At 66.7% G+C, this 24337-nt stretch carries 19 protein-coding genes and 2 pseudogenes; 3 read left to right on the top strand and 18 right to left on the bottom strand.

Going from position 1 to position 24337, the window contains the following annotated elements; all coding sequences use genetic code 11:
• Positions 1–334 (top strand): annotated as a pseudogene (locus BMY22_RS24790) (IS4 family transposase); the annotation flags it as partial.
• Positions 335–363: 29 nt separating this feature from the next.
• Here the strand turns inward: BMY22_RS24790 and BMY22_RS25340 are convergent.
• The 6 genes and pseudogenes from BMY22_RS25340 to BMY22_RS02800 all read right to left on the bottom strand — a co-directional run.
• A pseudogene (locus BMY22_RS25340) lies at positions 364–765 on the bottom strand (HNH endonuclease); the annotation flags it as partial.
• 135 nt (positions 766–900) lie between these two features.
• Positions 901–1614, bottom strand: coding sequence for an RES family NAD+ phosphorylase (locus BMY22_RS02820; protein WP_090619380.1), 714 nt, complete (start codon positions 1612–1614; stop codon positions 901–903).
• Positions 1614–2018 (bottom strand): antitoxin Xre-like helix-turn-helix domain-containing protein, encoded by a 405-nt coding sequence (locus BMY22_RS02815; protein ID WP_090619406.1) that lies wholly within the window; start codon positions 2016–2018, stop codon positions 1614–1616. The genes BMY22_RS02820 and BMY22_RS02815 overlap by 1 nt, the downstream gene beginning before the upstream one ends.
• Before the next feature lie 257 nt (positions 2019–2275).
• Positions 2276–2581 carry a DUF6482 family protein gene (locus BMY22_RS02810; protein ID WP_090619378.1) on the bottom strand — a complete coding sequence of 102 codons (306 nt, stop codon included), beginning with the start codon at positions 2579–2581 and terminating at the stop codon, positions 2276–2278.
• Positions 2582–2688: 107 nt separating this feature from the next.
• Positions 2689–3216 (bottom strand): DUF3833 domain-containing protein, encoded by a 528-nt coding sequence (locus tag BMY22_RS02805; RefSeq protein ID WP_090619376.1) that lies wholly within the window; start codon positions 3214–3216, stop codon positions 2689–2691.
• Positions 3217–3227: 11 nt separating this feature from the next.
• A complete protein-coding gene (locus BMY22_RS02800; RefSeq protein ID WP_090619375.1) occupies positions 3228–3770 on the bottom strand; it encodes a chalcone isomerase family protein in 543 nt (180 codons plus the stop codon).
• A gap of 331 nt (positions 3771–4101) precedes the next feature.
• On the opposite strand from BMY22_RS02800, the gene BMY22_RS02795 reads away from it, so the two are divergent.
• Positions 4102–4404 (top strand): hypothetical protein, encoded by a 303-nt coding sequence (locus BMY22_RS02795; protein ID WP_090619373.1) that lies wholly within the window; start codon positions 4102–4104, stop codon positions 4402–4404.
• A gap of 147 nt (positions 4405–4551) precedes the next feature.
• Here the strand turns inward: BMY22_RS02795 and glmS are convergent, their stop codons facing one another.
• Positions 4552–6387 (bottom strand): glutamine--fructose-6-phosphate transaminase (isomerizing), encoded by a 1836-nt coding sequence (glmS, locus tag BMY22_RS02790; RefSeq protein ID WP_090619372.1) that lies wholly within the window; start codon positions 6385–6387, stop codon positions 4552–4554.
• A gap of 11 nt (positions 6388–6398) precedes the next feature.
• Complete coding sequence (locus BMY22_RS02785) at positions 6399–7166, bottom strand: DeoR/GlpR family DNA-binding transcription regulator (protein WP_090619370.1); 768 nt, start codon at positions 7164–7166, stop codon at positions 6399–6401.
• 458 nt (positions 7167–7624) lie between these two features.
• On the opposite strand from BMY22_RS02785, the gene katG reads away from it, so the two are divergent.
• Entirely contained in the window at positions 7625–9805 is a 2181-nt protein-coding gene (gene katG, locus BMY22_RS02780) for a catalase/peroxidase HPI (RefSeq protein WP_425265957.1), read from the top strand.
• A gap of 255 nt (positions 9806–10060) precedes the next feature.
• On the opposite strand, the gene BMY22_RS02775 is transcribed toward katG, so the two are convergent.
• From BMY22_RS02775 to BMY22_RS02725, 10 genes are all read right to left on the bottom strand, one after another.
• Positions 10061–12925, bottom strand: a complete 2865-nt coding sequence (locus BMY22_RS02775) for a DEAD/DEAH box helicase (RefSeq protein WP_090619367.1) — start codon at positions 12923–12925, stop codon at positions 10061–10063.
• 19 nt (positions 12926–12944) lie between these two features.
• A complete protein-coding gene (locus BMY22_RS02770) occupies positions 12945–13487 on the bottom strand; it encodes a plasmid pRiA4b ORF-3 family protein (RefSeq protein WP_090619365.1) in 543 nt (180 codons plus the stop codon).
• An 8-nt stretch (positions 13488–13495) separates the two neighbouring features.
• Positions 13496–14857, bottom strand: coding sequence for a bifunctional UDP-N-acetylglucosamine diphosphorylase/glucosamine-1-phosphate N-acetyltransferase GlmU (glmU, locus tag BMY22_RS02765; RefSeq protein ID WP_090619364.1), 1362 nt, complete (start codon positions 14855–14857; stop codon positions 13496–13498).
• 171 nt (positions 14858–15028) lie between these two features.
• Positions 15029–16861: a VWA domain-containing protein gene (locus BMY22_RS02760; protein ID WP_090619362.1), complete on the bottom strand. Its 1833-nt coding sequence runs from the start codon at positions 16859–16861 to the stop codon at positions 15029–15031.
• A 24-nt stretch (positions 16862–16885) separates the two neighbouring features.
• A complete protein-coding gene (locus BMY22_RS02755) occupies positions 16886–17383 on the bottom strand; it encodes a hypothetical protein (RefSeq protein WP_090619361.1) in 498 nt (165 codons plus the stop codon).
• A 3-nt stretch (positions 17384–17386) separates the two neighbouring features.
• A complete protein-coding gene (locus BMY22_RS02750) occupies positions 17387–18100 on the bottom strand; it encodes a hypothetical protein (RefSeq protein ID WP_244158779.1) in 714 nt (237 codons plus the stop codon).
• Positions 18101–18121: 21 nt separating this feature from the next.
• A complete protein-coding gene (locus BMY22_RS02745) occupies positions 18122–19648 on the bottom strand; it encodes a formylglycine-generating enzyme family protein (RefSeq protein WP_090619359.1) in 1527 nt (508 codons plus the stop codon).
• Between the two features lie 40 nt (positions 19649–19688).
• On the bottom strand, positions 19689–20912 hold the full coding sequence (locus BMY22_RS02740) for an FtsX-like permease family protein (protein ID WP_090619357.1): 1224 nt from the start codon (positions 20910–20912) through the stop codon (positions 19689–19691).
• Positions 20902–21609, bottom strand: a complete 708-nt coding sequence (locus tag BMY22_RS02735; protein WP_208599215.1) for an ABC transporter ATP-binding protein — start codon at positions 21607–21609, stop codon at positions 20902–20904. Before BMY22_RS02735 ends, BMY22_RS02740 begins: the two co-directional genes overlap by 11 nt.
• Before the next feature lie 736 nt (positions 21610–22345).
• Complete coding sequence (locus tag BMY22_RS02725; protein WP_090619354.1) at positions 22346–24325, bottom strand: vWA domain-containing protein; 1980 nt, start codon at positions 24323–24325, stop codon at positions 22346–22348.
• Between the last annotated feature and the right edge of the window lie 12 nt (positions 24326–24337).

Genomic DNA, 24337 nt, shown 5'->3' with positions numbered 1-24337 from the left:
GCTCAAGCGCAGCGTGGAACAGGCACATCGCGAACGGCTTCCCGAGGGCTGGGAGGCGTCCCCCTACCACCTGGCGGTGCAGGTCAGAAGCCGTTACGAGGGGATGCTCGTCGCGCTGGCGGTGGAGCACTGGCCCGCCTGGGCCGACGATTCGGCCAGCACACTGGCACAGCGCCTGTTGGCATTGGCACGACAGATCAAGCCCAGCCAGGTGGCGACCAGTAAGCGCGGCCCCAAGGTGGAAAAGCCCAAGGCCTGGGTCGATGCCGCGACGGCTCGCGCCCATGTCTCCACCGACCGCCTCATCAAGGCCTCGAAAAGTAAAAGACCTTGAAAGGGGTGGCCTTTAGGCCCAAATAATCCGTTGTCGAACTTTGTGTGGTGGTTTGAGCAAAGCCATATTAGGTTGTGTGGGTGATTGCACTTCCCAGTTTTGACTGGCTCAATATGGGCAGCTTCGCCCGCTTCGCCAGACTTTAAGCAAAGTGCGCATTCTAAGTTTGCCTCAAGCCGGATTTCTTGTTTGATTGCGTCAGGAAGATGTGGGCGGCTCGATTTGGGAGAGTTGGGCCAGCTTGCTCTCAGCCATGAGTCGTAGTCTTTAAGCTCTTTTTCTTCAAACTTATAAAGCTCGCCATCTTTTTTGAATCTTAATATTCGAGGATCATTTGATTTAACGGTTTTTCTGGTGAAGTATTCAAGTAGCTCGGGGGAAATGTTTAGGAGAACTGCTGCTTGATAAATGTCGAGATACTTGGTTTCCATGCCAAAATTCGCCAAAAAATTAAATTGAGTAGTAGGTCGATCTGCTCAGTGAATCGTTCCCGGTTTCGTAGACGCGTTCAAGCCTCAAAATCGAGCCCTAGTAAACGTCCGCTTCTGGCCGGTTTCTGCCGGCCACTACCGGCTGTTTTGCACCCTATCGGCTATCTGCGCTGTAATTCGATTGACGCTGATAATTTGGCCGCTCCAGATCATCTCGTAATGGGCGGTCTGGATGATCGATGTAACAGGCCGCGGTGTCATCAACGCCCAACAGACGTTGCCTGGACAACGGACCGAGTTGTAACGCAGGCCCGGGCATGCCTCTCGCTTCGCTTCGCTTCCCAATTGATGAGAGTGCGTGTAATCGTCGGGGGCATATATAGGGTCCGACAGCGGTACCCCTGTAGCGTCCCTCATCCCGGCATCCGTGAAGCGGCAGGTCAGCCCTCTGAAGACAAAGCGGTCGTAATTGAGGCCCTGCACGCTCGACCAGTAGCGCGCTTGGTGATGGCGCACCTCGGCAATCGCCGTGTCCATCCTGTCGGCCAGATACAGCACGCCGAAGCTGCCATTGCTAAAGCGCGAGCCGGCCGGGTTCACATGGGTAAAGGGCGCCGTTGCATACGAGCATCCGGGAATACCGAACGGGATCTCGCCACGGGGAATCAGCTCCAGCCGGCCAATTTCGTTCTGCAACCTTGGATTCGTCATTGCCTGAAGCCGATATAGCGCTTCGAAGTCTGCTTCGTCAGCAACGTCATCGAACAAGGCAATGGGCGGAAACTTGGAGTTGACCAGGCGGTAGGCCTGCAGGCTCTCGCCGCCCAGGGCGGCAAGGCTGCTCAGCATTACCACTGGGCACCCCGCAGCGTATCGATCCGTCGGAACGTCTCGTACAGAGAGATCATGTCGCCCTGTGCCATGACGTCGAGCGGCGCGCGCCCATTGAAGAATTCGTTGTGGTTCTCCATCGAGGGGAAGCCATAGACATTTTCAGGGTTGTCGAACACGAGGCGGAGCGCCGCGTGGATATTCAGCACGATGCTGATGCGCTGCATCTGATCGGAGTCCAGGCTTACCGCCCACTCCGAATCGCGTTGCTTGGCCCGGGTGTAGGTGCTGCGCGAAATGCGCAGGATCCGGCAGGCCTGCTCGCAGGAGGCCTTCCACTTGTCCAAGATGTTCAGCGCCGCACGCAGGCCGGCCACGCATTGGCTTTTCGAAAAGTCCTGAGCCTGGATAGCTACTGTCATAGCGAGCACCTCAACTATGTTCTTCAGATGCAAATTTATCATAAATGCATCTATGGGACAATGTAGCCCCAAGCAACGCCAAGGCGCTCTGAACGCCAACGTGCAATATCATGGTTGATTCCACAACGGCTGCATCTGGCCGCTTTCCGCCTATCGCAACGTGCCCGTTGGAGACGAACGCGGCACCCCGCCAGCGCACACACCCGCCAGATCGGCTCAGGACGAGACTTTATTGCCCTCCCCCCAGGCCACCTGCCTCACCAGGCCGAATCCAGGGAAATGGGAATGCGCAGGGGCTGCTGCGGGCCGTCGTCGAAGCCGCACATCTCGTTGTGCACCACGCACTGCACCAGATGGAAAGGCACCCGCGGCACGAACTCCAGCAGATCCCGCGCCTGGGTCATCGAGCGCAGTTGCAGGGTTCGCCCCTGCTCGTCGAGCAGGGTATGGCGCTGCCCGGCCGAGTACGCCTGCAGCAGGTAGATGCCGCCCTCGATGGCGATCAGTTCGAGCGAGTCGAGCCGTCCGGCGTCGGCCTGGTCGAGCAGTTGTTGCATGTTCATCGCGTACTCCTCAATCAATCGAAGAGGTCCGGCGGCTACCGGGGCAGGCGCTCGCCGTTCCGGGAAAAGAACCTCCCGCTGGCCTCGGGATACCACTTTCCGGGCACTCAGCCGGCCTGCTTGCGGAAGAACAGGGTCACCTGGCCGAGTTCGAAGCCGAACTTGGTCAGGTAGGAGCGGTTGGCCAGGGTCTGCTCGTCGAGCAGGTACATCCAGTCGTCGAAGTGGACCTGGTAGACCTTGCCGTCCACCGGCAGGCTCAGCACATAGCGCCAGCGCAGGGCGTTGCCGGCCACCTCACCGCGCGCCTCGCCGACCACGTCCTCCGCGGTGCCGCGCCAGCGGCCGGGTCCGTCGGGATGGAGGGTCCACACCCGCCGCTGCTTGCTGCCGTCGCTGTAGGTGAAGTCTTCGTCGAGGATCAGCGTCTCGCCCTGCGAACGGCCGTCGATCGCCACATGGAAGCGCTTGACCACCTCGCCCGAGCGTTTCTGGAACATCCCCCAGGCGTCCACCCGCCCGCTGAAGTACTGGCGCAGGTCGAGCGGCGGCTGCTCCGCCCGGTAGTGTTCCACGTCGATCTGGCCGCAGCTTCCCAGGCACAGGCAGAGCGGCAGCAGGAGTTTCTTCAGCATGGCGATGCTCCTCAGGGGGCGGCGACGCCCAGCAGTTGCTCGCGCAGCTCCGGATTGCGCGTGCGCGGGTCGAGCCAGATGGCGAAAAAGGCGCGGGCGAAGGCGCCGTCGCGCACCTCGTGCTGCAACTGCGGGCCGACATAGAAACGTGCGCCCAACCCCGGCAGGAACACCCCGGTGATCCGCGCCCCCGGCTCCACGTCGACGAACGCCAGGTGCATCTGCGCCTGCCATTGCGCCAGTTGCGCCGCGCTCACCGCGCTGCCGGACAGCCGCCGGATCTCCTCGACGCTGGCCTCGACCAGCTCGTCGCGGCTGATCGCGCGGTGATAGGTCAGTTCCAGGGCAAAGGGCGTGTCCGCCGCCAGCGGCCGTCCGGGACTCCACAGTCGCGCGCTGTAGATGCGAAAGCCGAACAGCCGCAGCTCGCCGGCGCCGACCTCGCGCGCCCCCGGCAGGCTTTCCTGCCAGCCGCCCAGGGCGCTGGCGGCGAGCAGGCAGAGTGCCCACAGCCAGCGTCTGCTCTTGCCACGGTGCGACAGCTGCTCGTTCATCGCGTGGTCCCCGTCGGCGGCCGCAGCCGGACCGACCTGTCGATCATCTGCCATAAACCTATACGATAAATTTTATTTGTACAGATTTTAGCGACAATCAGGAGAGGACCGAAGAAGAGCAGCCCGAAGACGGACCTTCGCACTGGGCGCCCCGACAGGCGTTCGCCCTGCGCGGAGTGCCAGGCCATCCGCGGCGCACCGTTGAGTGCGGTGGGCGTGGCAGCGGCCCCCGCCGTGGGCGATCCTGTCCTTTGCGGACAATTTCTTGACATCCTCCATGCTAGGGTCAGGCCGACCGTACAAAAACGGCGCGACCCCGAGGAGCTGAGTCATGAACGGAACACGCGAGCAGCAGACCACCGACTACTTCGACGTTATGCGCGAGCTGGCCGGCAACCAGCCTTTCATCCGGCATCTGGCGGCCACGTTGCCACGCGATCGTCCGGTTGCGCGGCAGCTGGCGGAAATGCCGCTCGATACCGTGATGCGGCTGTACTGCAGATGGGTCGAGCAGACCTACGGCGAAGGCGGCGCAGGGGTACGGCCGGACTCGGCTTCGAGCGCATCGCCCGGCAGGTTCGCACCCTCCCAGGTGTGGGCCGTTGTGCGACGCTGGCTGTTCCCGGCACTGTAGCCGTGAGCGCCGGCCCGCCGGGCGGCGTTACCCAGTCATGGCCGGCACCCACGGCGGCCGGCACCGGGGGCGAATCCCTCGCCGCCCCCGTCGCGCTCCCCACCCAGCCCGGCCCCGCCCTCTATCCAGCAGGCCGCTCCGCGCCCCTCACTCCACCGTCACGCTCTTCGCCAGGTTGCGCGGCTGGTCGACGTCGGTGCCCTTGAGCACCGCGACGTGGTAGGACAGCAGTTGCAGCGGCACGGTGTAGAGGATCGGCGCGAGCTGCGGGTGGATGTGCGGCATCTCCACCAGGCGGGTGCCCTCGCCGTTGTGGATGCCGGCCTCCCTGTCGGCGAAGACGATCAGCTCGCCGCCGCGGGCGCGGACTTCCTGCAGGTTGGACTTGAGCTTCTCCAGCAGCTCGTTGTTCGGCGCCACGGTGACCACCGGCATGCTCGCGTCGACCAGCGCCAGCGGGCCGTGCTTGAGTTCGCCGGCCGGGTAGGCCTCGGCGTGGATGTAGGAGATCTCCTTGAGCTTGAGCGCCCCCTCCATGGCCACCGGGTACTGGGCGCCGCGGCCGAGGAACAGGCTGTGGTGCTTGTCGGCGAAGAATTCGGCGATCTGCTGGACGGTGGCGTCCATCGCCAGCGCTTCGTCGAGACGCGCCGGCAGGCGGCGCAGCTCCTCGACCAGTTCGGCCTCGACCCCGGCGGCGAGGCTGCTGCGCGCCTGGCCGAGGGCCAGGGTCAGGAGCAGCAGGGCGACCAGCTGGGTGGTGAAGGCCTTGGTCGAGGCGACGCCGATTTCCGGGCCGGCCTGGGTCAGCAGGCAGAGGTCGGCCTCGCGCACCAGCGAACTGGTGCCGACGTTGCAGATCGCCAGGCTGGCCAGGTAGCCGAGGGCCTTGGCGGTGCGCAGGGCGGCCAGGGTGTCGGCGGTCTCGCCGGACTGGGAGATGACCACGAACAGGCTGTCCGGCTGCACCACCACCTTGCGGTAGCGGAACTCGCTGGCCACCTCGACCTGGCAGGGAATCCCGGCCAGTCCCTCCAGCCAGTAGCGGGCGACCATGCCGGCGTGGAAGCTGGTGCCGCAGGCGACGATCTGCACGTTCCTCACCCGGCCGAACAGCTCGGCGGCCTGCGGGCCGAAGGCCTCGACCAGCACGTGGTTGGCGGCCAGGCGGCCTTCCAGGGTGCGCCGCACCACGCTCGGCTGCTCGTGGATCTCCTTGAGCATGAAGTGGCGGTACTCGCCCTTGTCGGCGGCTTCGGCGCCGTCGCGGTACTGCACCGCCTCGCGCTGCACGGGATTGCCGTGCACGTCCCAGATGCGCACGCCGTCGCGGCGGATCTCGGCGACGTCGCCCTCTTCCAGGTAGACGAAGCGGTCGGTCACCTGGCGCAGGGCGAGCTGGTCGGAGGCGAGGAAGTTCTCGCCGTGGCCGAGGCCGATCACCAAGGGGCTGCCGCTGCGCGCAGCGAGCAGGCGGTCCGGCTGGGCGGCGCCGATCACCGCCAGGCCGTAGGCGCCGTGCAACTCGGGGATGGCCGCCTGGAGCGCGGCGGTGAGGTCGCCGCTTTCCTGCAGCTTGTGGTGCAGCAGGTGGACGATGACCTCGGTGTCGGTATCCGACTCGAAGCGGTAGCCGAGGCCCTGCAGGCGCTCGCGCAGCTGCAGGTAGTTTTCGATGATGCCGTTGTGCACCACCGCCACCGCATCGCCCGAGAAGTGCGGGTGGGCATTGCGTTCCAGCGGCGCGCCGTGGGTGGCCCAGCGGGTGTGGGCGATGCCGAGGCGCCCGGCCAGCGGCTCGCGCTGCAGGAACTCCTCCAGTTCGGCGATCTTGCCCGAGCGCCGCCGCCGCTGCAGCCCGCCCGCGGCGTCGATCACCGCCAGCCCGGCGCTGTCGTAGCCGCGGTACTCCAGGCGCTTGAGGCCTTCCAGCAGGATCGGGATGATGTTGCGTTCGGCGATGGCGCCAACGATTCCGCACATGGTGGTTCTCCTTAGGTGGGCACGGCGACGCAGACCAGCTCCACGCCATGCGCCGCAATCTGTTCGCGCGCCTCGGGCGGGAGGCGCTCGTCGGTGATCAGGGTATGCACGCTGCTCCAGGGCAGCTCCAGATTGGGAATCCGCCGGCCGACCTTGTCGGACTCGACCATGACCACGACTTCCCGGGCGACCTCGGCCATCACCCTGGACAGGCCGAGCAGTTCGTTGAAGGAGGTGGTGCCGCGCGCCAGGTCGATGCCGTCGGCGCCGACGAACAACTGGTCGAAATCGTAGGAACGCAGCACCTGCTCGGCGATCTGGCCCTGGAAGGATTCCGAATGCGGGTCCCAGGTGCCGCCGGTCATCAGCAGCACCGGCTCGTTCTCCAGCTCGCGCAGGGCGTTGGCGACGTCGAGGGAATTGGTCATCACCACCAGCCCGCGCGTGTGGCCCAGCTCGGGAATCAGCGCCGCAGTGGTGCTGCCGCTGTCGACGACGATCCGCGCATGCTCGCGAATCCGCGCCGCGGCGGCCCGGGCAATCGCCTGCTGACAGGCGGAGGGCGGCCGCAGGCCGTCCTCAGCATCCTGCGGCCGCGGCACCGCGCCGCCGTAGCGGCGCAGCAGCAGGCCGTTCTTCTCCAGGGCGGCGAGGTCCTTGCGGATGGTGACTTCCGAGGTCTCGAAGCGCCGGGACAGCTCGTCGACGCTGACCTCGCCCCGTTCGGCCAGCAGGGCGAGGATGGCGTGGCGGCGTTGTGGGGTGTTTCGCTTCGACATCTATAAGTTTCGATTCGAAATAACAGGTGATCGAATGAAAGCCCAGCGAAGCGTCAGCGTCAAGCGGAAGGTGCCCGGCGGCGGGACGTAACGATGCCAGGCTCCCCCCCAAAAAAAGTCATGCGCCGACGCTTGGATGGAAATCCAGGAGACTTCGTTGTTTTCGAAAGATAAAGAGGTGGACGGCCCTAGAAGACGTGCAGTTATTTGGGCAACTTGCTCAAAAGTTAGGTTCATCGCATACCGGGAAAGGCCACCTTGATCTTGAGAAAGTAAGCGTTGTTCCTTTACTTCTCCCTCTTTATCAACTACCACCCTTACTATGGATGGGATCAATTTTTTCTATTTTTAAAAGCATGTATTCCTTGCAACTATTTGAGTACTAGCTGGCATCTTCTCCAGTCAGATGAAAAAGAGGCAGTACAATGCCAATAAAAAAACTCCCACTCGCTGCAGCAATTACCCTTGCACTTGCAGTTTCACCTGCCTACGCAGCCGAAAAACCCAAGTCCAATCAGTTCTGGTGGCCCGATCAACTCGATCTGAGTCCTCTGCGGGCACACGGAATGGAGTCCAACCCCATGGGCGAGGACTTCGATTACCGCAAGGAATTTCTGACCCTCGATCTGGATGAGGTCAAGAAGGATATCGCCAAGGTCCTGACCGACTCTCAGGAGTGGTGGCCTGCCGACTACGGACACTACGGACCCTTCTTCATCCGCATGGCCTGGCATGCCGCCGGAACCTATCGCATACACGATGGCCGCGGTGGGGCCGGTGGTGGGCAACAACGCTTCGACCCCCTCAACAGCTGGCCGGACAACGCATCCCTGGATAAGGCCCGTCGCCTCCTCTGGCCCGTCAAGCAGAAGTATGGCCGCAAGATTTCCTGGGCCGACCTGATGGCCCTGACCGGCAATGTGGCCCTGGAGTCGATGGGTGTGAAGACCTTCGGCTATGCCGGTGGCCGGGAAGACGACTGGGAGCCGGATTTCGTCTATTGGGGGCCTGAAAGCAAGATGCTCACCGACGAGCGCCGTGATTCCAAAGGCAATCTGCAAGGCCCGCTGGCAGCCGTCGAGATGGGACTGATCTACGTGAACCCGGAGGGTCCTAACGGTGTACCAGACCCCTTGGCTGCAGCCAGAGACATTCGCATGTCTTTTGGCCGTATGGCCATGAACGATGAAGAGATCGTGGCGCTGATTGCCGGGGGCCACACCTTCGGCAAGGCACATGGCGCCCACAAGCCAAAGGAATGCCTGGGACCGGAACCGGCTGCCGCCCCCCTTGAACAGCAGGGACTGGGCTGGAAAAACGGATGCGGCAAGGGCCATTCCGAAGACGCGCTGACGAGCGGCCTGGAGGGCGCCTGGAGCATCACGCCAACCCAGTGGACCACCAACTATCTGGACAACCTGCTGACCTTCAACTGGGTCCAGACCAAGAGCCCCGCCGGGGCAACCCAGTGGATACCTGATACGGATGAAGCCAAAAGTCTGGTCCCGGATGCCCATGTCAAAGACAAGCGACATGCTCCCATCATGTTCACGACCGACATTGCCCTCAAGGAAGATCCGGAGTTTCGCAAAATCATTGAGCGCTTCCGGGCCGACTCCAAGGCATATGAGCAGGCCTTCGCCAAGGCCTGGTTCAAGCTGAATCACCGCGACATGGGGCCACGCGCCCGCTATCTGGGCAAAGAGGTGCCTACCGAAATCCTCGTCTGGCAAGATCCGATCCCGGATGTCGATCACGCACTGGTCTCCGCTGCCGACGTGGAAAAGCTCAAGGCACAGATCCTCGGCAGCGGCTTGACCGTTCCCGAACTGGTGAGAGTTGCCTGGGCCTCTGCGGCCAGCTATCGCGATACGGACATGCGCGGCGGGGCCAACGGGGCGCGTATCCGCCTGGCCCCGCAAAATGGCTGGGAAGTGAATGACCCCGAGGAGCTGAAGAAGGTTTTGGCAGTCCTGGAAAAGATCCAGCAGGACTTCAATAACCATGCTTCTGGCAACAAGAAAATCTCTCTGGCAGACACCATTGTGCTGGGCGGTGCGGCTGCAGTCGAAAAGGCTGCCAAGGACGCAGGACACCCTGTCAGCGTCCCCTTCAAGCCCGGGCGTATGGATGCCTCCATGGAGATGACCGATGCCGAATCCTTTGCCGTACTGGAGCCCAAGGCAGATGCCTTCCGCAACTACTATGGCAAAGACAATGACCTCTCGCCGACCGAGATGCTGGTAGAGCGGGCCGATCTTCTGGGGCTGTCCGTACCTGAGATGACGGTACTGCTGGGCGGTATGCGCTCACTGGATGCCAACTATCATGGTTTGGATCATGGCGTATTAACCAGTCGGCCCGGGACACTGAACAACGATTTCTTCGTCAACCTGCTGGATATGTCCAACAAATGGGTCAAGTCCAGCGAAGCCGAGGAGCTCTATGAAGTGCATGAGCGCAGTACCGGCAGGCAGAAATGGACAGCAACTCCCGTGGACTTGATCTTCGGCTCCAATGCCGAGTTGCGCTCCATCGCGGAAGTTTATGCTGCCAACGATGCGCAAGAAAAGTTTGCCCAGGACTTCGTGGCTGCCTGGGTCAAAGTCATGACCAATGATCGATTTGATTTGAAATAGAACTTCAACACAGCAAGCTGAAACAAATCGGCACCCGGAGGATATGGACACCTTGCCTCCGGGGCCGACTTTTAGTGTCGGCAAATTCGCTCTTCGGTCCTCCATGCCTATTGACGCCTTTCACTGCACATCCACGAAAATACGGGCGCTGCCATTGTCGCTGGCAGGCATCGGCGGCTCGGCGAGAGTCGAGGTACTGAACTACTCGAAGTTCTGAGCGGCGAGCCACCGGCCATCCATGGCCACGCCCGTTCCTCACAGCAGGCCGAAATCCCACGGGTCGTGCTCGCTGTCGTCCTTCAGCACGAAGCGCAGCGACTCGCCCACTATCATGTAGGCGTTGCCGGCGAGGATCTGCCGGGCGGCCAGCACCTCGTACAGCGGCAGCCAGCGGCCCTGGCCGTCGCCGTCGGGCACGCGCAGTTTCAGCGCCGGGCTGGGCAGGTAGTGGCCGTTGCGCACGCGCTGCCAGAGCTTGCGCGCCGGGCGGTAGCTGCTGTCGATCTCGGCGCGGGCGAGGACCTGGTTGAAGTAGGTACGCTTCTTGCGCTCGGGGCGCAGCACGCCGGCCGGGAAATGCTCGATGTTGCGCATCAGGAAGTCGGCGTAGAAGGCGTAGCGCCGGCCGAGCGGGTATTCGGGGCTGTGGGTCAGTTGCGAGCCGAGCGTCTTGAGGCCGGCGAGCATCAGCTGCAGCGGCAGGTATTCGCCCTGCTGCGGATCGAGGCGGATCAGCCGCCCTTCCACCTCCAGATCCAGCGGGGTCGCCAGGCGCTCGTAGAGTGCGCCGAAGGGGCCGGCGGCGTATTCCTCGTCCTCGACGGCGCGCTCGAGGGCATAGGACAGCGCGCTGTGGCCGAACAGGTCGCGCTGCTCGGGATCGGCGCCGCGTTCGAGCAGCGCCTCGGCCAGCGGCAGGTTGCCGGCCAGGGTGGCGAGCATCAGCGGGGTGGCGTCCATCGGCGTGCGGTGGTCGACGCCGTACTGGTCGCACTGGACGAGAATGTCCTTGAAGTTCTTCTTGTGGTAGGCGGCGAGCTGGCGCTCGACGAGGCTGCTGCGGGTGCGCCAGACGGCGCCCTGCCGGACGTTGGCGATCAGCTGCACGGCGGGGTTCCAGCGCAGCGTCTCGCCCAGGTACTCGATGTGCCGCTCCTGCATGTGCCAGAGGGCGAAGTCGAACAGCTGCTGGCGCACCTTGTTGGAGACTTCCTTGGGATCGCGGGCGCGCTCGATCATCGGCCCGGCGGTTTCCCAGTTCCACACCGGCCAGGGCACCTCGCGGGTCTTGAGGATGTCGCGGCGGATCGCCTCGGCCTGTTCCTGCTTGCCCTGCTGCTCCAGGCGGTGCGCCTCGCGTTCCCAGTCCTCGCGGCTGGACTGGCCGGCGGCGATCTCCAGTTTCGCCTCGCCGCCCTGCACCCCCAGCAGTTGCAGCAGCGGATGGCCGTGGTCGCTCTCGATCAGGTAGAGCCGCTCCACCGCGCGGGTCAGCGCGACGTACAGGGCGTTGACGTAGAACTTCCAGACCTCCAGCGACTTGTCCTGCTTGTCGCGGGCGCGGCGGTAGTCCAGTTCGTCCTTCGCCAGGTCGGCGGCGCTGACGCCCTCGCAGATTTCCGCATAGGCCTGGCGCTGGTCGGAGACGAAGCGGTAGAGCACGATGTTGGGGTATTCCAGGCCCTTGGCCTCGTGCACCGAGAACACCAGGGGCGTGCGGAAGTGCTTCTTCGCCTCGGCCTTGTCCTCGTCGCGCAGCACCAGCACGGCGAACCGGGTGGAGGCGCGGGTTTTGGCGTCCAGATCGCGCTTGACCGCGTCCTTGTCGGCCAGCAGGCGCACCTCGCCCGGCTCGCCGGAGGCGGATTCGACCAGGTGGTTGCTCTCGCGGTCGATGGAGCCGAAGCGGGCGTGCTTGATCTTCAAGAGGTCGTTGGCCACCCGGGTGACTTCGCGGGCGTTGCGGTAGTTGACCCGCAGCACCGAGAGGGTCTGCCGCTCGGCCAGCCCCGGATCGCGCCAGAACAGGCCCTTGACTGCGCTCCAGGAAAAGAAGTTGGGGTGGACGATCTGGTTGGAGTCGCCGCAGAGCAGGAACTGGCCGGGCTTTCTGAGGGTTTTCAGCACCAGCGCCAGCTGGGCGTTGGTCAGATCCTGCACCTCGTCGACGACCACGAAGTCGTAGGCCGGCTCGGCCAGCGCCTGCCATTGCTGGGCGATCAGGTTGCTGTCGTACAGGCCGCTATCCGCGAGCCAGGCCTGATAGCGGCGGAACAGCTGGTGGACGGCGCTGCGCTGCTCGGCCGGGAAGATCGACTGGCGGGCGCCGAGGGCCAGGTAGGCGGCCTCGTCGAGCACGCCCTCCGGCTGGCTGCCGATCACCCCGCGGAACTCCTCGAAGCACTGGTGGGCGTCGGTGAAGCGGTACTGCTGGCGGTGCCGCTCGAACCAGGCCTTGAAGGCCTGGAAGTTCACCTCGCGGCCGTCCGGCACCTTGAGGGTTTCGAGAAATTCCCGGTAGGCGAGGAACTGCGGCTCCTGGGCGTCGTTGCGGTAGCCGTTGGCGAAGTAGAGTTCGCGGGCATTGCGCGCCAGCCACGGCGACTGGGTGACGTAGAGCAGCTCGCCCTCGGCCTGGCGCAGCTTTTCCAGGGTCAGGGCGGTCTTGCCGGAACCGGCCGAGCCGACCAGGATCGCCGGCGGCGGCAGGCGGTAGAGGGCCTCCTGGGCGTCGTCGAAGGAGATCACCTTGTCCAGCAGGTGGAACTCCCCGCGGCCCGGATGCAGGTAGCGCACCGGCGTGGCGGCGGCCTCGGCCTGCGCCGCGTCGGCGTCCTCGATCAGCGCCTCGTCGACCTTGGCGCCGCGCAGGAAGCGGGACTTCTCGTAGGTGTGGTTGGGAATGACCTCCAGGGCCAGGCAGACGGTTTCCTCGCGGTAGCGGACGAAGCTCAGCAGCAGGCGACTGGCCTGGTCGAGCTTGATGCGGAAATAGGCCGTCGGCGCCAGTTTCTTCAGGTCGACGCTGCGCCAGTCGTCGCGCTCGATGGCGGCCACGGCCTTCTTCAGGGCGGTTTTCAGCCGGCCGGGTTCGAACCCGGCATAGGTCAGTACGCGCATGCGCGAAAATCCTTCATGTCTATTCCAGGACGGCCAGCCGCCGGTTGATCTCGTCCAGATCGCAGGCCGCGGGATCGAGGGGCTCGTCGAACCATTCGAGGTAATCCTCGTGCTCCGGATGCTGCGGATCGGCGACGGCCTCGAGATAGTTCAGGTAGCCGAAGACGCCGCCGATGTCCTCCGGCGGACAGGCATTGGTGGCAGCCAGGCAGACGTACCGCGGCTGCAGGGGGTCGCCGGCGAGTCGCTTCTCGACGGTGATCTTGTGCTCCCAGGAGTCGCCGAAGTCGTAGGTGTAGTAGAGCGTCCGGCCCCGGCCGAGCGCCTCGAGCAGCCCGACATCGTCCTCCAGAACGCCGTCCCCGTCCGGCCCATAGTGGGTACGGCCGATCCGGAATCCGTACAGATGCGCGTTCTCCCAGCCCATGGCCTGCTGGATGCACTCGTGCAGGTCGACGAGCGTCAGGTCGGCCGGCACCTTCACCTGGCGATGGATCACGGGCTCGAAATCGAGCAGTTCGATGCGCAGGATGAACGCGTTGGGTTTCGCTTGGGTCGTCATGGGTTTTCTCAACGTTTCTTCTGGGGACGCTGCCAGCCTTCGATATTGCGCTGGCGGCCGCGGCCGAGGGCCAGGCTGTCGGCCGGTACGTCCTCGGTGATCACCGAGCCGGCGCCGGTGGTGGCGCGGTCGCCGAGGGTGACCGGGGCGACCAGCGCGCTGTTCGAGCCGACGAACACGTCCTCGCCCATCACCGTCTTGAACTTGTTGGCGCCGTCGTAGTTGCAGGTGATGGTGCCGGCGCCGATGTTGGTCCGCGCACCGATCTCGGCATCGCCCAGGTAGGACAGGTGCCCGGCCTTGGCGCCCTCGCCCAGCACCGCGTTCTTCAGCTCGACGAAGTTGCCGACGTGGGCCCCGGCGCCGAGCACCGCGCCCGGCCGCAGGCGGGCGAAGGGCCCGCAGTCGGCACCCTCGCCCAGCTCGGCGCCGTCCAGGTGGCTGTTGGCCTTGACCTGGGCGCCCCGGCGCAGGGTGCTGTCCTTGATCGTGCAGTTCGGGCCGATCTCCACCCCGTCCTCGATCGTCACCCGGCCTTCGAGGATCACGTTGACGTCGATCAGCACGTCGCGGCCGACGCTGACTTCGCCGCGCAGATCGAAACGCGCCGGGTCGCGCAGGGTCACGCCTTGAGCCATCAGCCGGCGCGCGGCGCGCAACTGGTAGTGGCGCTCCAGCTGGGCGAGCTGGATACGGTCGTTGGCGCCCTGCACTTCCAGGGCGTCCAGCGGCTGCTCGGTGGCGACCGTCAGGCCGTCGGCCACCGCCATGGCGATCACGTCGGTGAGGTAGAACTCGCCCTGGGCGTTGTCGTTGGACAGCCGCCCCAGCCAGTCGGCCAGGCGCGCGCCGGGCACCGCGAGGATGCCGGTGTTGCCCTCGCAGATGGCGCGCTGCTCGGGGGTCGCGTCCTTGTGCTCGACGATGGCGACGACCTGCCCGGCGGCATCGCGGACGATCCGCCCGTAGCCGCTGGGGTCGACCAGGTCCACGGTGAGCAGGGCCAGGCGGTCCGGGCCGACCTGCGCCAGCAGGCGCTGCAGGGTGTCCGCCTCGATCAGCGGCACGTCGCCGTAGAGGATCAGCACCCGCTCGGCCGACAGCGCCGGCAGCGCCTGGGCCACGGCGTGCCCGGTGCCGAGCTGCTCGGCCTGCAGGACGAAGTTCAGGTCGTCCGCCGCCAGCGCCTCGCGCACCCGCTCCGCGCCGTGCCCGATCACCACGTGGATACCCTGCGGCGCCAGCTGGCGGGCCGTGGCGACGACATGGCCGAGCATCGAGTTGCCGGCGACCGGGTGCAGGACTTTCGGCAGGGCGGAACGCATGCGCGTGCCCTGGCCGGCGGCGAGGATGACGATATCGAGGGACATGAAGAAATCCTGGACAGTGACGGTTGAGTGGAAACGCCAGCGGAACCCGGCGCCCGGACAGGGCCGCGGCCGGGCTCCGACTGTGCCCAGTGCGGCCGGCGCTTTCAAGGCACCCGGGCACAAAGCCGCGAGCGCCGCCCGAAACGCGGCGCTGTGCGGCTCAGACAGCGCTCACTGCCGGCAATGCGCCGGCGGCAGCACGTCCTGGGCGGCCTGGCGGGTCATCGCGGCCAGTTCGCCGGCGTTCCTGGCGTTGAACACCCGGCCGCCGGTGATCTGGGCCAGGCAGTTGCCGGCGCCGGTGCCGGCGATGTCGACCACATTGATCTTCAGGTGCGGCTTGCGCCGCGCCAGGTCGCGGGCCACCGCGCAGGGGTCCTGGTGGCAACTCTCCTCGCCGTCGGAAACCACCACCATCACCGACTCGCGGTTGACGCCGTCGAGCATCTGCCCGGCCTTGGCGACGCCGTCGGCCAGCGGCGTGCCCTCCACCGGCTCGATGGAGTTCAGGCGCCCGAGCAGGCCGCCGCGCTGGGCCGGGGCGAAGAAACCCATGCTGCGCGAACTGGGGCAGCGCTCGACCAGCACCAGGCCGGCGCTGACGTCGCTGGGCAGGTTCTGGACCACCGCGGTGGTCGCCTGCTTGGCCGCGGTGATGCGCTTGGGCTCGCGGTAGAGGTGACCGGTGGTGTCGATCCCCGGGTTGCCGCCCAGCAGCAGGCGCGCGGCGATGTCGGTCATGCCCTGCATCATCACTGCCCGGTCGACCTCCTGCTTGGTCGCCAGCAGGCTGATGTCCATCGAGCCCGAGGCGTCGAAGACGATCGCCAGTTCCGGCGCCAGCTCCTTGGGTCGCTCTTCCGGGCAGAGGTTCTTGGCATTGACGATCAACTGCTGCCGGCACTGCTGCTTCAGCTTCTCCTCGACCTCGGCGCGCAAGGCCGGGTTCTGCTTGACCTGCGGGTCCTGGCTGAACAGTTGCTGCAGCGTGGTGCAGTTGCTGCCCGCCGCGGCGATGCGCTTGTGCGCCAGCTCGACCGGGTCCGGCTTGGGCTCGGGTTTCGGCTCCGGTTTGGGTTTGGGTTCGGGCTTCGGCTCGGGCTTCGGCTCGGGCTTGGGTTCCGGTTTCGGCTCGGGTTTGGGCGGTACCACCGGCTCGTGCTTGGGCTTGGGTTCCACCTTCGGCTCGGGTTTGGGCGGCACCACGGCGTCGACCTTGGGCTCCGGTTTCACCACGGGCACCGGCGGCACCACGGGTTCGGGCTCCGGTTTCGCTTCGGGCACCGGCTCGGGCTCGGGCTCCGGCGGGACCTCCGGCGCAGGCGGCGTCTTCTCCTCGGGCTTTTTCGGCTCCTCGGTCGGCTGCGGTTTTTCCTGGACGGCCGGCGGTTCGGTCGCGGCGAGCGGCTCCAGCGGCTCTTCGCGACCGAGCAACCACCACCAGAGGGTGGCCAGCAGGGCCAGCAACAGCGCGAACAGCAACAGCCAGGGCCACCAGCGGCGCTGCACCGCCCCGGCCGCCAGCAGGGGCGCCGCGGCGCCGGCCACCGCTGCCGCCGGGCCGGGGATGCCGGCCGGCAAGGGCGGCGGAGCAGGCGGTGCGCCGCCGCCCCAGAAGGTCACCAGCGGCTGGCCGTTCAGCGCATAGAGGGTCGCGGTGTCCGGGTAGCGGGCGGCCTGGCGCAGCAGCTCGGCCTGGCGCCGGCCGTCCTCGCCCTGCCCGTCGAGACGCTCGGCCAGCTGCGCGATGGAGGCCAGGCGCTCGTCGAGCAGCTGGCGAACCTGCCGCGCCTCCTGCGGCGCCAGCTCCGCGAAGGGCACCGGCTGGCCGCCGAGGTCCGAGTACCACTCGACGATGTCGCCTTCGGCCTGCTTGGGCTTGGCGAACAGGGCCGCGGTGCTCGGCGGCAGGTAACGCCGCAGGATGGCCACCAGTTCCGCGTGGCCGGCCAGGGCATCCGCCGCGCTGCGCGTGGCGCTGGATAAACGGGTGATTCGCTTCATGGTCGCCTTGCTTGCGGGAGCGGTTCAGCGCAGACCCAGGTCGCCTTCGAGGCCGGCGAGCCGGGTGCGCAATTTCTGCAGTTCATATTGTTTCTGCGCCACGGCCGCATTGTTGTCCTGCCGGTTGATGCCGGCCATTTCCTTTTCCAGCGCGGCGATCTCGCCCTGCAGGCGCTGGTTGCCGCGGGTCTTCTGCTTGAGTTCGGCGAGCAGCGCGCTCATCGCCTTGTTGAGCGCGGCGTAATCGCTGCGCTGGCGGTCCAGCTCGCGGCCGACCTCGCTGCGCTCCTTGTCGAGGGCGGCATAGGTGTCGCGGAACAACTGGTTGGTCTTGCGCTCGTCGAGCAGGATCTTCTCCTTCTGCTCGATGCGCTGGGCGTAGCCGCCCTGCGTGTTGCAGCCGAACTTGGTGGCGAAGCCGGCATCGGCGTTGCGCGGATCGCACTCCTGCGGGCTCACCGCGCAGGCGCCGAGCGGCAGGGTGACGGCGAGAAGGGACAGGACTCGGGAAAATCGGTGCATGGTTCAACCCAGGCGAATGGCGGAGCGTTGTTTGTAGAGCTGGTCGATCTCGGCTTCCAGCGAGCCGATCTGCCGCTGCATGCTGTTGATCTCGGCGTTCAGGGTGTCGAGCCGCGCGGCGCTGGCGCTGCTGCGCTCGGCGGCGGCCACCTTGCGCCATTCCTGCTGCTTGGTGCGGGCGTTGGCCAGCTTGTCGCGCAGGAACACCAGGTTGGCGTCGACCTTGGCCAGGCGCTGCTGGGCATGGGCCCTCTGCACCCGCTTGGCGGCGATGTCGCGCTGGATCATCGCGATGCTCTGGCGGTCGTCGGCGATCACCGTGCGCGCGGTACGGCTCAGGTCCTGCAGCTCGAGGTTGTCCTTGCGCACATCGGCGATGGCCACGTCGAGGCGCTGTTCGGCATTGGCGTACTGGCTTCGGCGCTGGTCGAGGTAGTAGTTGGCGCCCATCCCGACGCCGCAGCCGACCACCGCCGCGGTGGCCATGCAGGCGCCCTTGCGGTCCGGGTTGGCCAGCTGGCAGGCCAGCACGCCGACCACCGCGCCGCCGGCGCAGGCCTGCCAGCCGGATTTGCTGAAGAACTGCGCCGAGCTGCTGTTGGCCAGCCGCGGGTCGGTCTGTCCTCCCCCGGGAGCGCCCATGGTCTGGCAGCCCGCCAGCAGCAGGGCGAGGGTCGCCCAAGCGATTCGTTTAGCCGTGAACGAGGCCACCATCATGTCTAGTCTCGCCTTCTCCGATCAGAGGGTTTTGCAGGATTGCAGCCAGTGGGCGCGCGCCACCTTGCCGTTCTTCAGGTAGGTGCGCAGGTTGTTCCAGTGGGTGTCGAGGTAACTGCGCAGGTTGCTCTTGCCCCGCGCGGCCAGCTGTTGCGCGACCAGGCCGACCTGGGGTTCGACGGTCGCCGGGCTGTAGTTCAGGGCGGTGCCAACCACGCTGTCAGCGTAGTAGTTGAGCATGAAATCGAGCACCTTGCGATGGCCGTCCAGCTGCTCCCGGCGCGCCTCGCAGCGGGCCTGGGGCTCCGTGCCGCCGGCGCCGCAGCTGCGACTGTAATTGCCTTCGAGGGTGTCGAGGAAGAGCCCGTCGTCTTTCAGCTTGGTGCAGAGGAAGGCGCCCAGCTGCAGCTCGGAGCGGATCGCCTGGTCGCGCTGTTCGTCGCGCGCCTGGGTGTTGGCGCGCAGGTCGCTGCGCAGTTTCTCCAGCTGCTGCTTGAGCGCATCGTCCTGCACGCCTTCGGCGAGGCTGGCGATCCGGGTCGCCGGGTCCTGGCCGGCCGGGCGCTCGCCGGATTCCGCCGGGGCCTCGGGGCGGGGCACGCCGAGCTTCTTCCAGTCGGCCTCGACCTGCTTGATCCGCTCGCGGGAGGTCAGCGCCGGCGCCACCAAGGCGGGGCGGAAACCGCTGGTCTTCAGGCGGTTCTGCGCGCTGCCGTCGCCGGCGTAGTAAGGCTGCTCCTGGCGCAGCGCGGTGCGCAGCTCGGCCTGCGGGGTCAGGTAGTTGCCGCCGCGCAGGATGTAGCCGCCGGCCTGGCCGTGCTGGCGGTCCAGCTTGTTCAGGTGGAAGGGCTCGAAGAGCATCTCGTCGACGTTGCCGAGCACGTCGTGCAGGCCGAGCGGATTGGGCTTGAGCAGGCCGGCCAGTTGCAGCTTGCCGTTGGCCGATTGCGCGCCGGCGAACCAGGCATAGGCGTTGATCCCCTCCGGCATGGGGAAACGAACGTCGCGGAACTCCGCCTGGGACACCGCCAGGCCGCCGCGTGCGGCGAACTCCCACTCGACCTCGGTGGGCAGGCGCAGGAAGCCGGCCACGCCGTCCTCCCTGGGCAGCTTGTCCGCGGCGTTCTGGCGCAGCCAGAGGTTGTAGCGGTCGGTGAAGGCGACCGCGTCGAACCAGCTCACCCCGGTCTGCGGCAGGCGCAGCTGGGCCGAGGGCTCGGGGCACTGGCCGTCCATTACGGCGTGGTACTGCAGCTCGTTGACCTCGTACTTGGCCAGCAGGTAGTAGCGCCCCGGCGCGGGCTTGGCGACGCTGAAGCTGCCGGCGATGTGGGTCGGCCGCGCCTGCTCGAGGTAGCCCCACTCCTCGCTGTCCTGGCCCAGGGTGATCGCGTAGTCGTCGAGCGGGCTGGCCATCGGCACGCGCACCTGGCGCCAGGCCATGGCGCCGCCGCAGGGCATCGGCAGGATCACGTCGCCGTCCTGCGGCTGCGGGTTGTAGTACTTCGCGTCCCAGGCCGCCGCGGCCGGCAGGCTGGCCAGGGCCACCGCCAGTCCCAGCGCCGCGGCCGGAACGGACCGGCGCCGCTCAGAGATCCCGCAGGCTTTCCGCCGGTTGAATGTGAATCGCACGATACCCTCCTAGCGCCGCCACCAGGCTGGCGATCAGCAACGCACTGGCGAAGGCCAGCAGAATGTGCAGGTTTTCCAGCCGGCAGACGAAGGCGTCGGCGGCCAGGTTGGCGCCCAGGGCCCGGTTGAACACCGTGCTGCCGGCCAGATAGGCCGCATAGCCCACGCCGAAGGCCAGGCAGGTGAGCAGCACCGCCTGCACCACCACGTAGGCGCCGACCGCCGCGCGGCGGAAGCCGAGCAGGCGCAGCAGGGCGAGGTCCCTGCGCTTGCGGTCGATGTTGGCGAGGAAGGCCCCGGCCAGCGAGGCGACGCAGCCGATCGCCGCGGTCCAGGCGATCACCGCGAAGATCAGCCCGAGCACCCGGTCGACGGCCTTCACCGACTCGATCTCGCGCAGCCGGGTGGAGGTCTCGATGCGCTCCCCCTCCAGCCACCCGGCGACCGGCGCGACAGCATCCAGGCCGTTCGCATAGACCCGGGCGCGGGCATAACGTTCGCGCGGCGGCGCCGGCCTGCCGCTGGCGAAGCCGAGCGCGGGCACCGCGAAGCCGTCGCGAAAGTCCTCCATGGCCACCAGGAGGTCCAGCGAGACCAGCAGCGCCGGCCGCGGGAAGGCCGTCTCGGGGAGCACCCCGGCGACCGTCACCTCGCGCTGGCCGCGCTCGCTGTTGCCGTCCAGCTTGCGCAGCACCAGGAGGCGCAGGCGCTCGCCGCCGCTCGCCTCCAGCTTGCGCGCCGCGCTGGCGCTGAGCAGCACCCGGTCGCCGTCCGGCGGCGTAAGGTGCGCGCCCAGCAAGGGGTCGCCGGGACCGCTGGGGATAACTTCGGCATCGGCGACGAAGCGCTGGTTATCCACCATGAGGTCGGCCTGGGCGTTCAGCGAGCGGGTCAGCGGCATGACGAAGCCGACCCCCGGCTGCGCGGCGAGGCGCGCGAACCAGGCGCGGTCCAGGTCGTGGTTGCCGAGCAGGCGGATCTCCAGGTTGCGCGGGTCGTCGAGCAGTTCGCCGCGCAGCTGCGAGACCACCCCGTGCTTGAGGCCGAACAGCAACAGGAGCGGCGCGATCACCGCCACCAGCGAGGCGACGATGCACAGCGACACCTTGCGGTCGTGCCAGAGGTCGCGGGTCGCCAGCGCGGCGAGCAGGCGCCAGCCCGGGCGCGCGTCAGGCCGCATCGCGGAACACCGTGCCGCCGTTGTTCTCGGCATCCGGCACGCCGACCAGCCGGCGGATCGCGCAGGCGCGCAGCAGGCCCCAGTCGTGGCTGACCAAGAGGGTGGCGATGCGCAGGCGTTGGGTGGTCTCGACGATCAGCTCGAACAGCCGGCGCGCCTGCAGCGGGTCCAGCGCGGCGGTGGGCTCGTCGGCCAACAGCAGGTCCGGCTCGTGGGCGATGGCGCGGACGAAGGAGGCCCGCTGGCGCTCGCCGATCGACAGCTGGGCGGGTTTCTTGTGCAACAGCGGCTGCAGCCCCAACTGCTCGATGGCCTCCTCCACCCGCTCGCTGCTCGCCGGCAGGCCGAGCATGCGCCGCGGCAGTTCGATGTTGCGGCGCACGTCGAGAAACGGCAGCAGGCCGCCGCTCTGCGGGACGAAGCCGAGCCGCTGGGCGCGCAGGTCGGCGAGGCGCGCCTGGCGGTCCTCGCGCAGCAGGGCGGCGATGTCGAGCGGCGTGGCGCCCTCCCCGCCGGTCAGCTCGTAGCGGTCGAGGCATTCCGGGCGGAGGATCAGGCCGATCATTTCCAGCAGGGTGCTCTTGCCGCAGCCGCTGGCGCCGGTGATCGCCGCGACCTCGCCGCGCGCCAGCGACAGGCGCGGCAGGAGGATGCGGTAGGTGCCGCGGTGGATGGCGAGGTTTTCGATGTGGAGCATGGGGGGAGTCATGATCGGTGCATGCTCCGGGTGAGCCTCTGGCCCTGGTGTCGGACCGGGGCGCTTTCCCTGCCTGGAGCGGGGTTGTTTTTGGGTGCTGTTTTGGTGCCGAGCCGGGCGCTTTCCTCAGCTGATGCGACAGGTTTCGCCTTGCACGGCGAGTCACTTTCTCTTTGCTTGTGCAAAGAGAAAGTGACCAAAGAGAAAACACACCCGGTCATCCGGCCCCGGCTGCGCCGGGGTTCCCTCGCTCCGGCGCCGCTCCGGGGGCCGCCGTACAAGGGGCATCCATGCCCCTTTACGGCTCTCGCCGCATCCATACGGCTCGCCCCCTCCGCGACGCCTGCGCTCGGCCTTCTGAACGGGACCGGGGAGTTGCCTGCAAGTCTGGCACCACGCTTGAAAAAGCTTTTTGTCCTTCGCGGAGGTGGGGCTTGCACCCATTCCCCCTTCGTCAGGCCGAACGGAATCGCCGCGCAAGGGGTTGAGCCGCATGGATGCGGCGAAAGGCCCGTGGGCCATGGATGGCCCTTCGGGCCGTGCCCCTGGAACGACGATGGAGTGAGGGAACCCGGAGCGAAGCGCAGGGCCTGACGACGGGGGTGGCCTTCTTTTTGGTTACTTTTTCTTGGCCAAGCAAGAAAAAGTGACTCGCCGTGCAAGGCGAAACCTGTCGCCTCAGCCAAGGAAAGCGCCTCGTCCTCACTCCACCGACAAGGCCACCAAAAACCACTCCTCAAGGCAACGCCTCCAACGGCACCGGATACACATGATCCCGCGCATCGCTCCCCTCGGCCAGGGACACCCAGCGGTCGGCGTCGGCGTTGTACTTCTGGTAGTACTTGAGCTTGGTGTTCAGCCGGCGGATGAACTTCTCCTGCTCCAGCCCCTCCATGCCTTTCCAGGTCTCCTCGTCGAGGCTGAGCACCTCGCTGAGGTAGGGCAGGCCCTCCAGATACTCGGCCATCAGGCCCATCTCGGCCAGGGTGGCGGACTTGCCGCCCTTCTGCAGCTGGTTGGGGTCCTTGCCCATGGTCGCGGCCACCGAGCGCAGGCGCTCGAACATCTCGTTGGGCGAGATCAGGCCCTCGTTGGCGGCGTCGGCGATCTTCTTGACCACTTCGCTGAGGTCGCTGAGCTGGGCCTTGGTCAGCAGCACGCGGACCTCGGTGGTCGGCACGTTCTGCTTGACGAAGTCGCGGTCGCCGATCCAGGCATGGAACATCGGCGGCGCGCTGGCCCCGGTGACGTCGCCGAGGTAGGCCAGGCGCATCGCGTGGCCGAGCTTGGCGGTGTCTTCCAGCAGGGCGTCGCCGCCCGGCTTGCCCTTCTTGCCATAGTCGGCGTCGGCGCCGAGGGCGCTGCCGGCGGCCCGCTCGCCGCGGTAGGCGGCCTTGACCTGGCCGGTGATGGCGGCGGCCAGGGCGTCGATCTTGCGGCCGAAGTTATCCACATCGCCGGCATCCACCGGGTAGTACAGCGGCTTGTTGAGGACCGGGTTGTTCGACAGGTCGCGGTACTGCGCCTCGGCCGAGGCATGGTCCTTCGCTCCGCTCGGGGTCTTCAGGTGCAGGCTGTAGATGGCCACGCCGCGATGCTTGGCCTCCAGACGCACCTGGGCGGCGTCGAGGCCGGTGGCGGACAGCGGATCGTCGCCGTTCAGCGCGCCGGCGTCGGTGACCAGCACGAGGTAGCGGGCGCCGAACTGGGTCCAGTCGATGCCGTCCAGGGCCTTCATGACCCCGGCGTAGGCATCCTCGTCGAAGCGGCTGCTGGAGACGGTGGCCGGCTTCAGCGCCGCCATCTTGGCGAGGAAGTCCTCGCCGCCCTGCACCTGGGCCGGATCGACGTACAGCTTGCTGACGTACTCCAGCGCCGGCACTTCCTTGATGTTGGAGCGGTAGGCGACCAGGCCGAACTTGACCTGCTCGAGCAGCTTTTCCTGCTCGATGTGCTGGTAGATCTTCCTGATCGCCTCGCGGGTGCGGTCGATGTACGGCCCCATCGAGATGGTCGAGTCGATGACGAACACCACCGCGGCGCTGAAGCCCTTCAGGGTGTTCACCTCGCCGGCCTTGTCCTGGGCGAGCTGTTCGGCGCTCTTCGGCGCGGCGGCGGTCACCGAGGCGACCTCCAGCTCGCGCACCTGGAAGCCCTTCTCGGTCATGACTTCCCGGGCATTGAGCACCGGCAGCAGGTAGAAGCGCTTGGCCAGATCGACGGCGTAATCCGGTTCGCGGGCGACCACCGCAGGATCGCGGCCCTGGCTGGCCAGGTTGGCACGGATCGGCTTGAGCAGCTTGCCGGGGTCGTCCTGGGCGAAGAGCTTGTCGAGGGTCTCGCGCTGGCGGAAGAACAGCAGCGGCTCGCGCCCGGCCGGGTTGGTCAACGCGAGGGTCATCTGCATCTTCCACTCCACCGAGCAGCCGGCGTCGATCCAGCCGAGGGTCTTGCCGTAGCTGTCCGGGCCGACCTTGAGCCATTCGGCGTCGCCGACCTGCTGCCGCTGGTACACGTAGAAGCGGGTGAAGGCCGGTTGCGGCTTGCCGTCGGCCGCGCCGGCCGTAGCGCCGAGGCGGCAGCTGGGGGTGGTCAGCACGCGTTGGTAGAGGGTCTTCTTGCCGGCCTGCAGCAGGGGCTTGTCGTCGGCCGCCAGCGCCGGACCGGCACAGGCGCCCAGCAGCAGGCCGCCGAGCACCGCCATCTCACGCCACATCGTCTTTCTCCC

It is taken from the genome of Azotobacter beijerinckii (genome assembly GCF_900110885.1).
Taxonomy (GTDB): Bacteria; Pseudomonadota; Gammaproteobacteria; order Pseudomonadales; family Pseudomonadaceae; genus Azotobacter; species Azotobacter beijerinckii.
The sequence above is the reverse complement of the archived record's forward strand: the minus strand, read 5'-3'. Positions and strand labels throughout refer to the sequence as shown.

Bases quoted from the DNA above. Each gene is read 5' to 3' on its own strand.
- BMY22_RS02820 (WP_090619380.1), bottom strand. From the start codon at position 1,614: ATGCTGAGCAGCCTTGCCGCCCTGGGCGGCGAGAGCCTGCAGGCCTAC.
- BMY22_RS02815 (WP_090619406.1), bottom strand. From the start codon at position 2,018: ATGACAGTAGCTATCCAGGCTCAGGACTTTTCGAAAAGCCAATGCGTG.
- BMY22_RS02810 (WP_090619378.1), bottom strand. From the start codon at position 2,581: ATGAACATGCAACAACTGCTCGACCAGGCCGACGCCGGACGGCTCGAC.
- BMY22_RS02805 (WP_090619376.1), bottom strand. From the start codon at position 3,216: ATGCTGAAGAAACTCCTGCTGCCGCTCTGCCTGTGCCTGGGAAGCTGC.
- BMY22_RS02800 (WP_090619375.1), bottom strand. From the start codon at position 3,770: ATGAACGAGCAGCTGTCGCACCGTGGCAAGAGCAGACGCTGGCTGTGG.
- BMY22_RS02795 (WP_090619373.1), top strand. From the start codon at position 4,102: ATGAACGGAACACGCGAGCAGCAGACCACCGACTACTTCGACGTTATG.
- glmS (WP_090619372.1), bottom strand. From the start codon at position 6,387: ATGTGCGGAATCGTTGGCGCCATCGCCGAACGCAACATCATCCCGATC.
- BMY22_RS02785 (WP_090619370.1), bottom strand. From the start codon at position 7,166: ATGTCGAAGCGAAACACCCCACAACGCCGCCACGCCATCCTCGCCCTG.
- BMY22_RS02775 (WP_090619367.1), bottom strand. From the start codon at position 12,925: ATGCGCGTACTGACCTATGCCGGGTTCGAACCCGGCCGGCTGAAAACC.
- BMY22_RS02770 (WP_090619365.1), bottom strand. From the start codon at position 13,487: ATGACGACCCAAGCGAAACCCAACGCGTTCATCCTGCGCATCGAACTG.
- glmU (WP_090619364.1), bottom strand. From the start codon at position 14,857: ATGTCCCTCGATATCGTCATCCTCGCCGCCGGCCAGGGCACGCGCATG.
- BMY22_RS02760 (WP_090619362.1), bottom strand. From the start codon at position 16,861: ATGAAGCGAATCACCCGTTTATCCAGCGCCACGCGCAGCGCGGCGGAT.
- BMY22_RS02755 (WP_090619361.1), bottom strand. From the start codon at position 17,383: ATGCACCGATTTTCCCGAGTCCTGTCCCTTCTCGCCGTCACCCTGCCG.
- BMY22_RS02750 (WP_244158779.1), bottom strand. From the start codon at position 18,100: ATGATGGTGGCCTCGTTCACGGCTAAACGAATCGCTTGGGCGACCCTC.
- BMY22_RS02740 (WP_090619357.1), bottom strand. From the start codon at position 20,912: ATGCGGCCTGACGCGCGCCCGGGCTGGCGCCTGCTCGCCGCGCTGGCG.
- BMY22_RS02735 (WP_208599215.1), bottom strand. From the start codon at position 21,609: ATGCTCCACATCGAAAACCTCGCCATCCACCGCGGCACCTACCGCATC.
- BMY22_RS02725 (WP_090619354.1), bottom strand. From the start codon at position 24,325: ATGTGGCGTGAGATGGCGGTGCTCGGCGGCCTGCTGCTGGGCGCCTGT.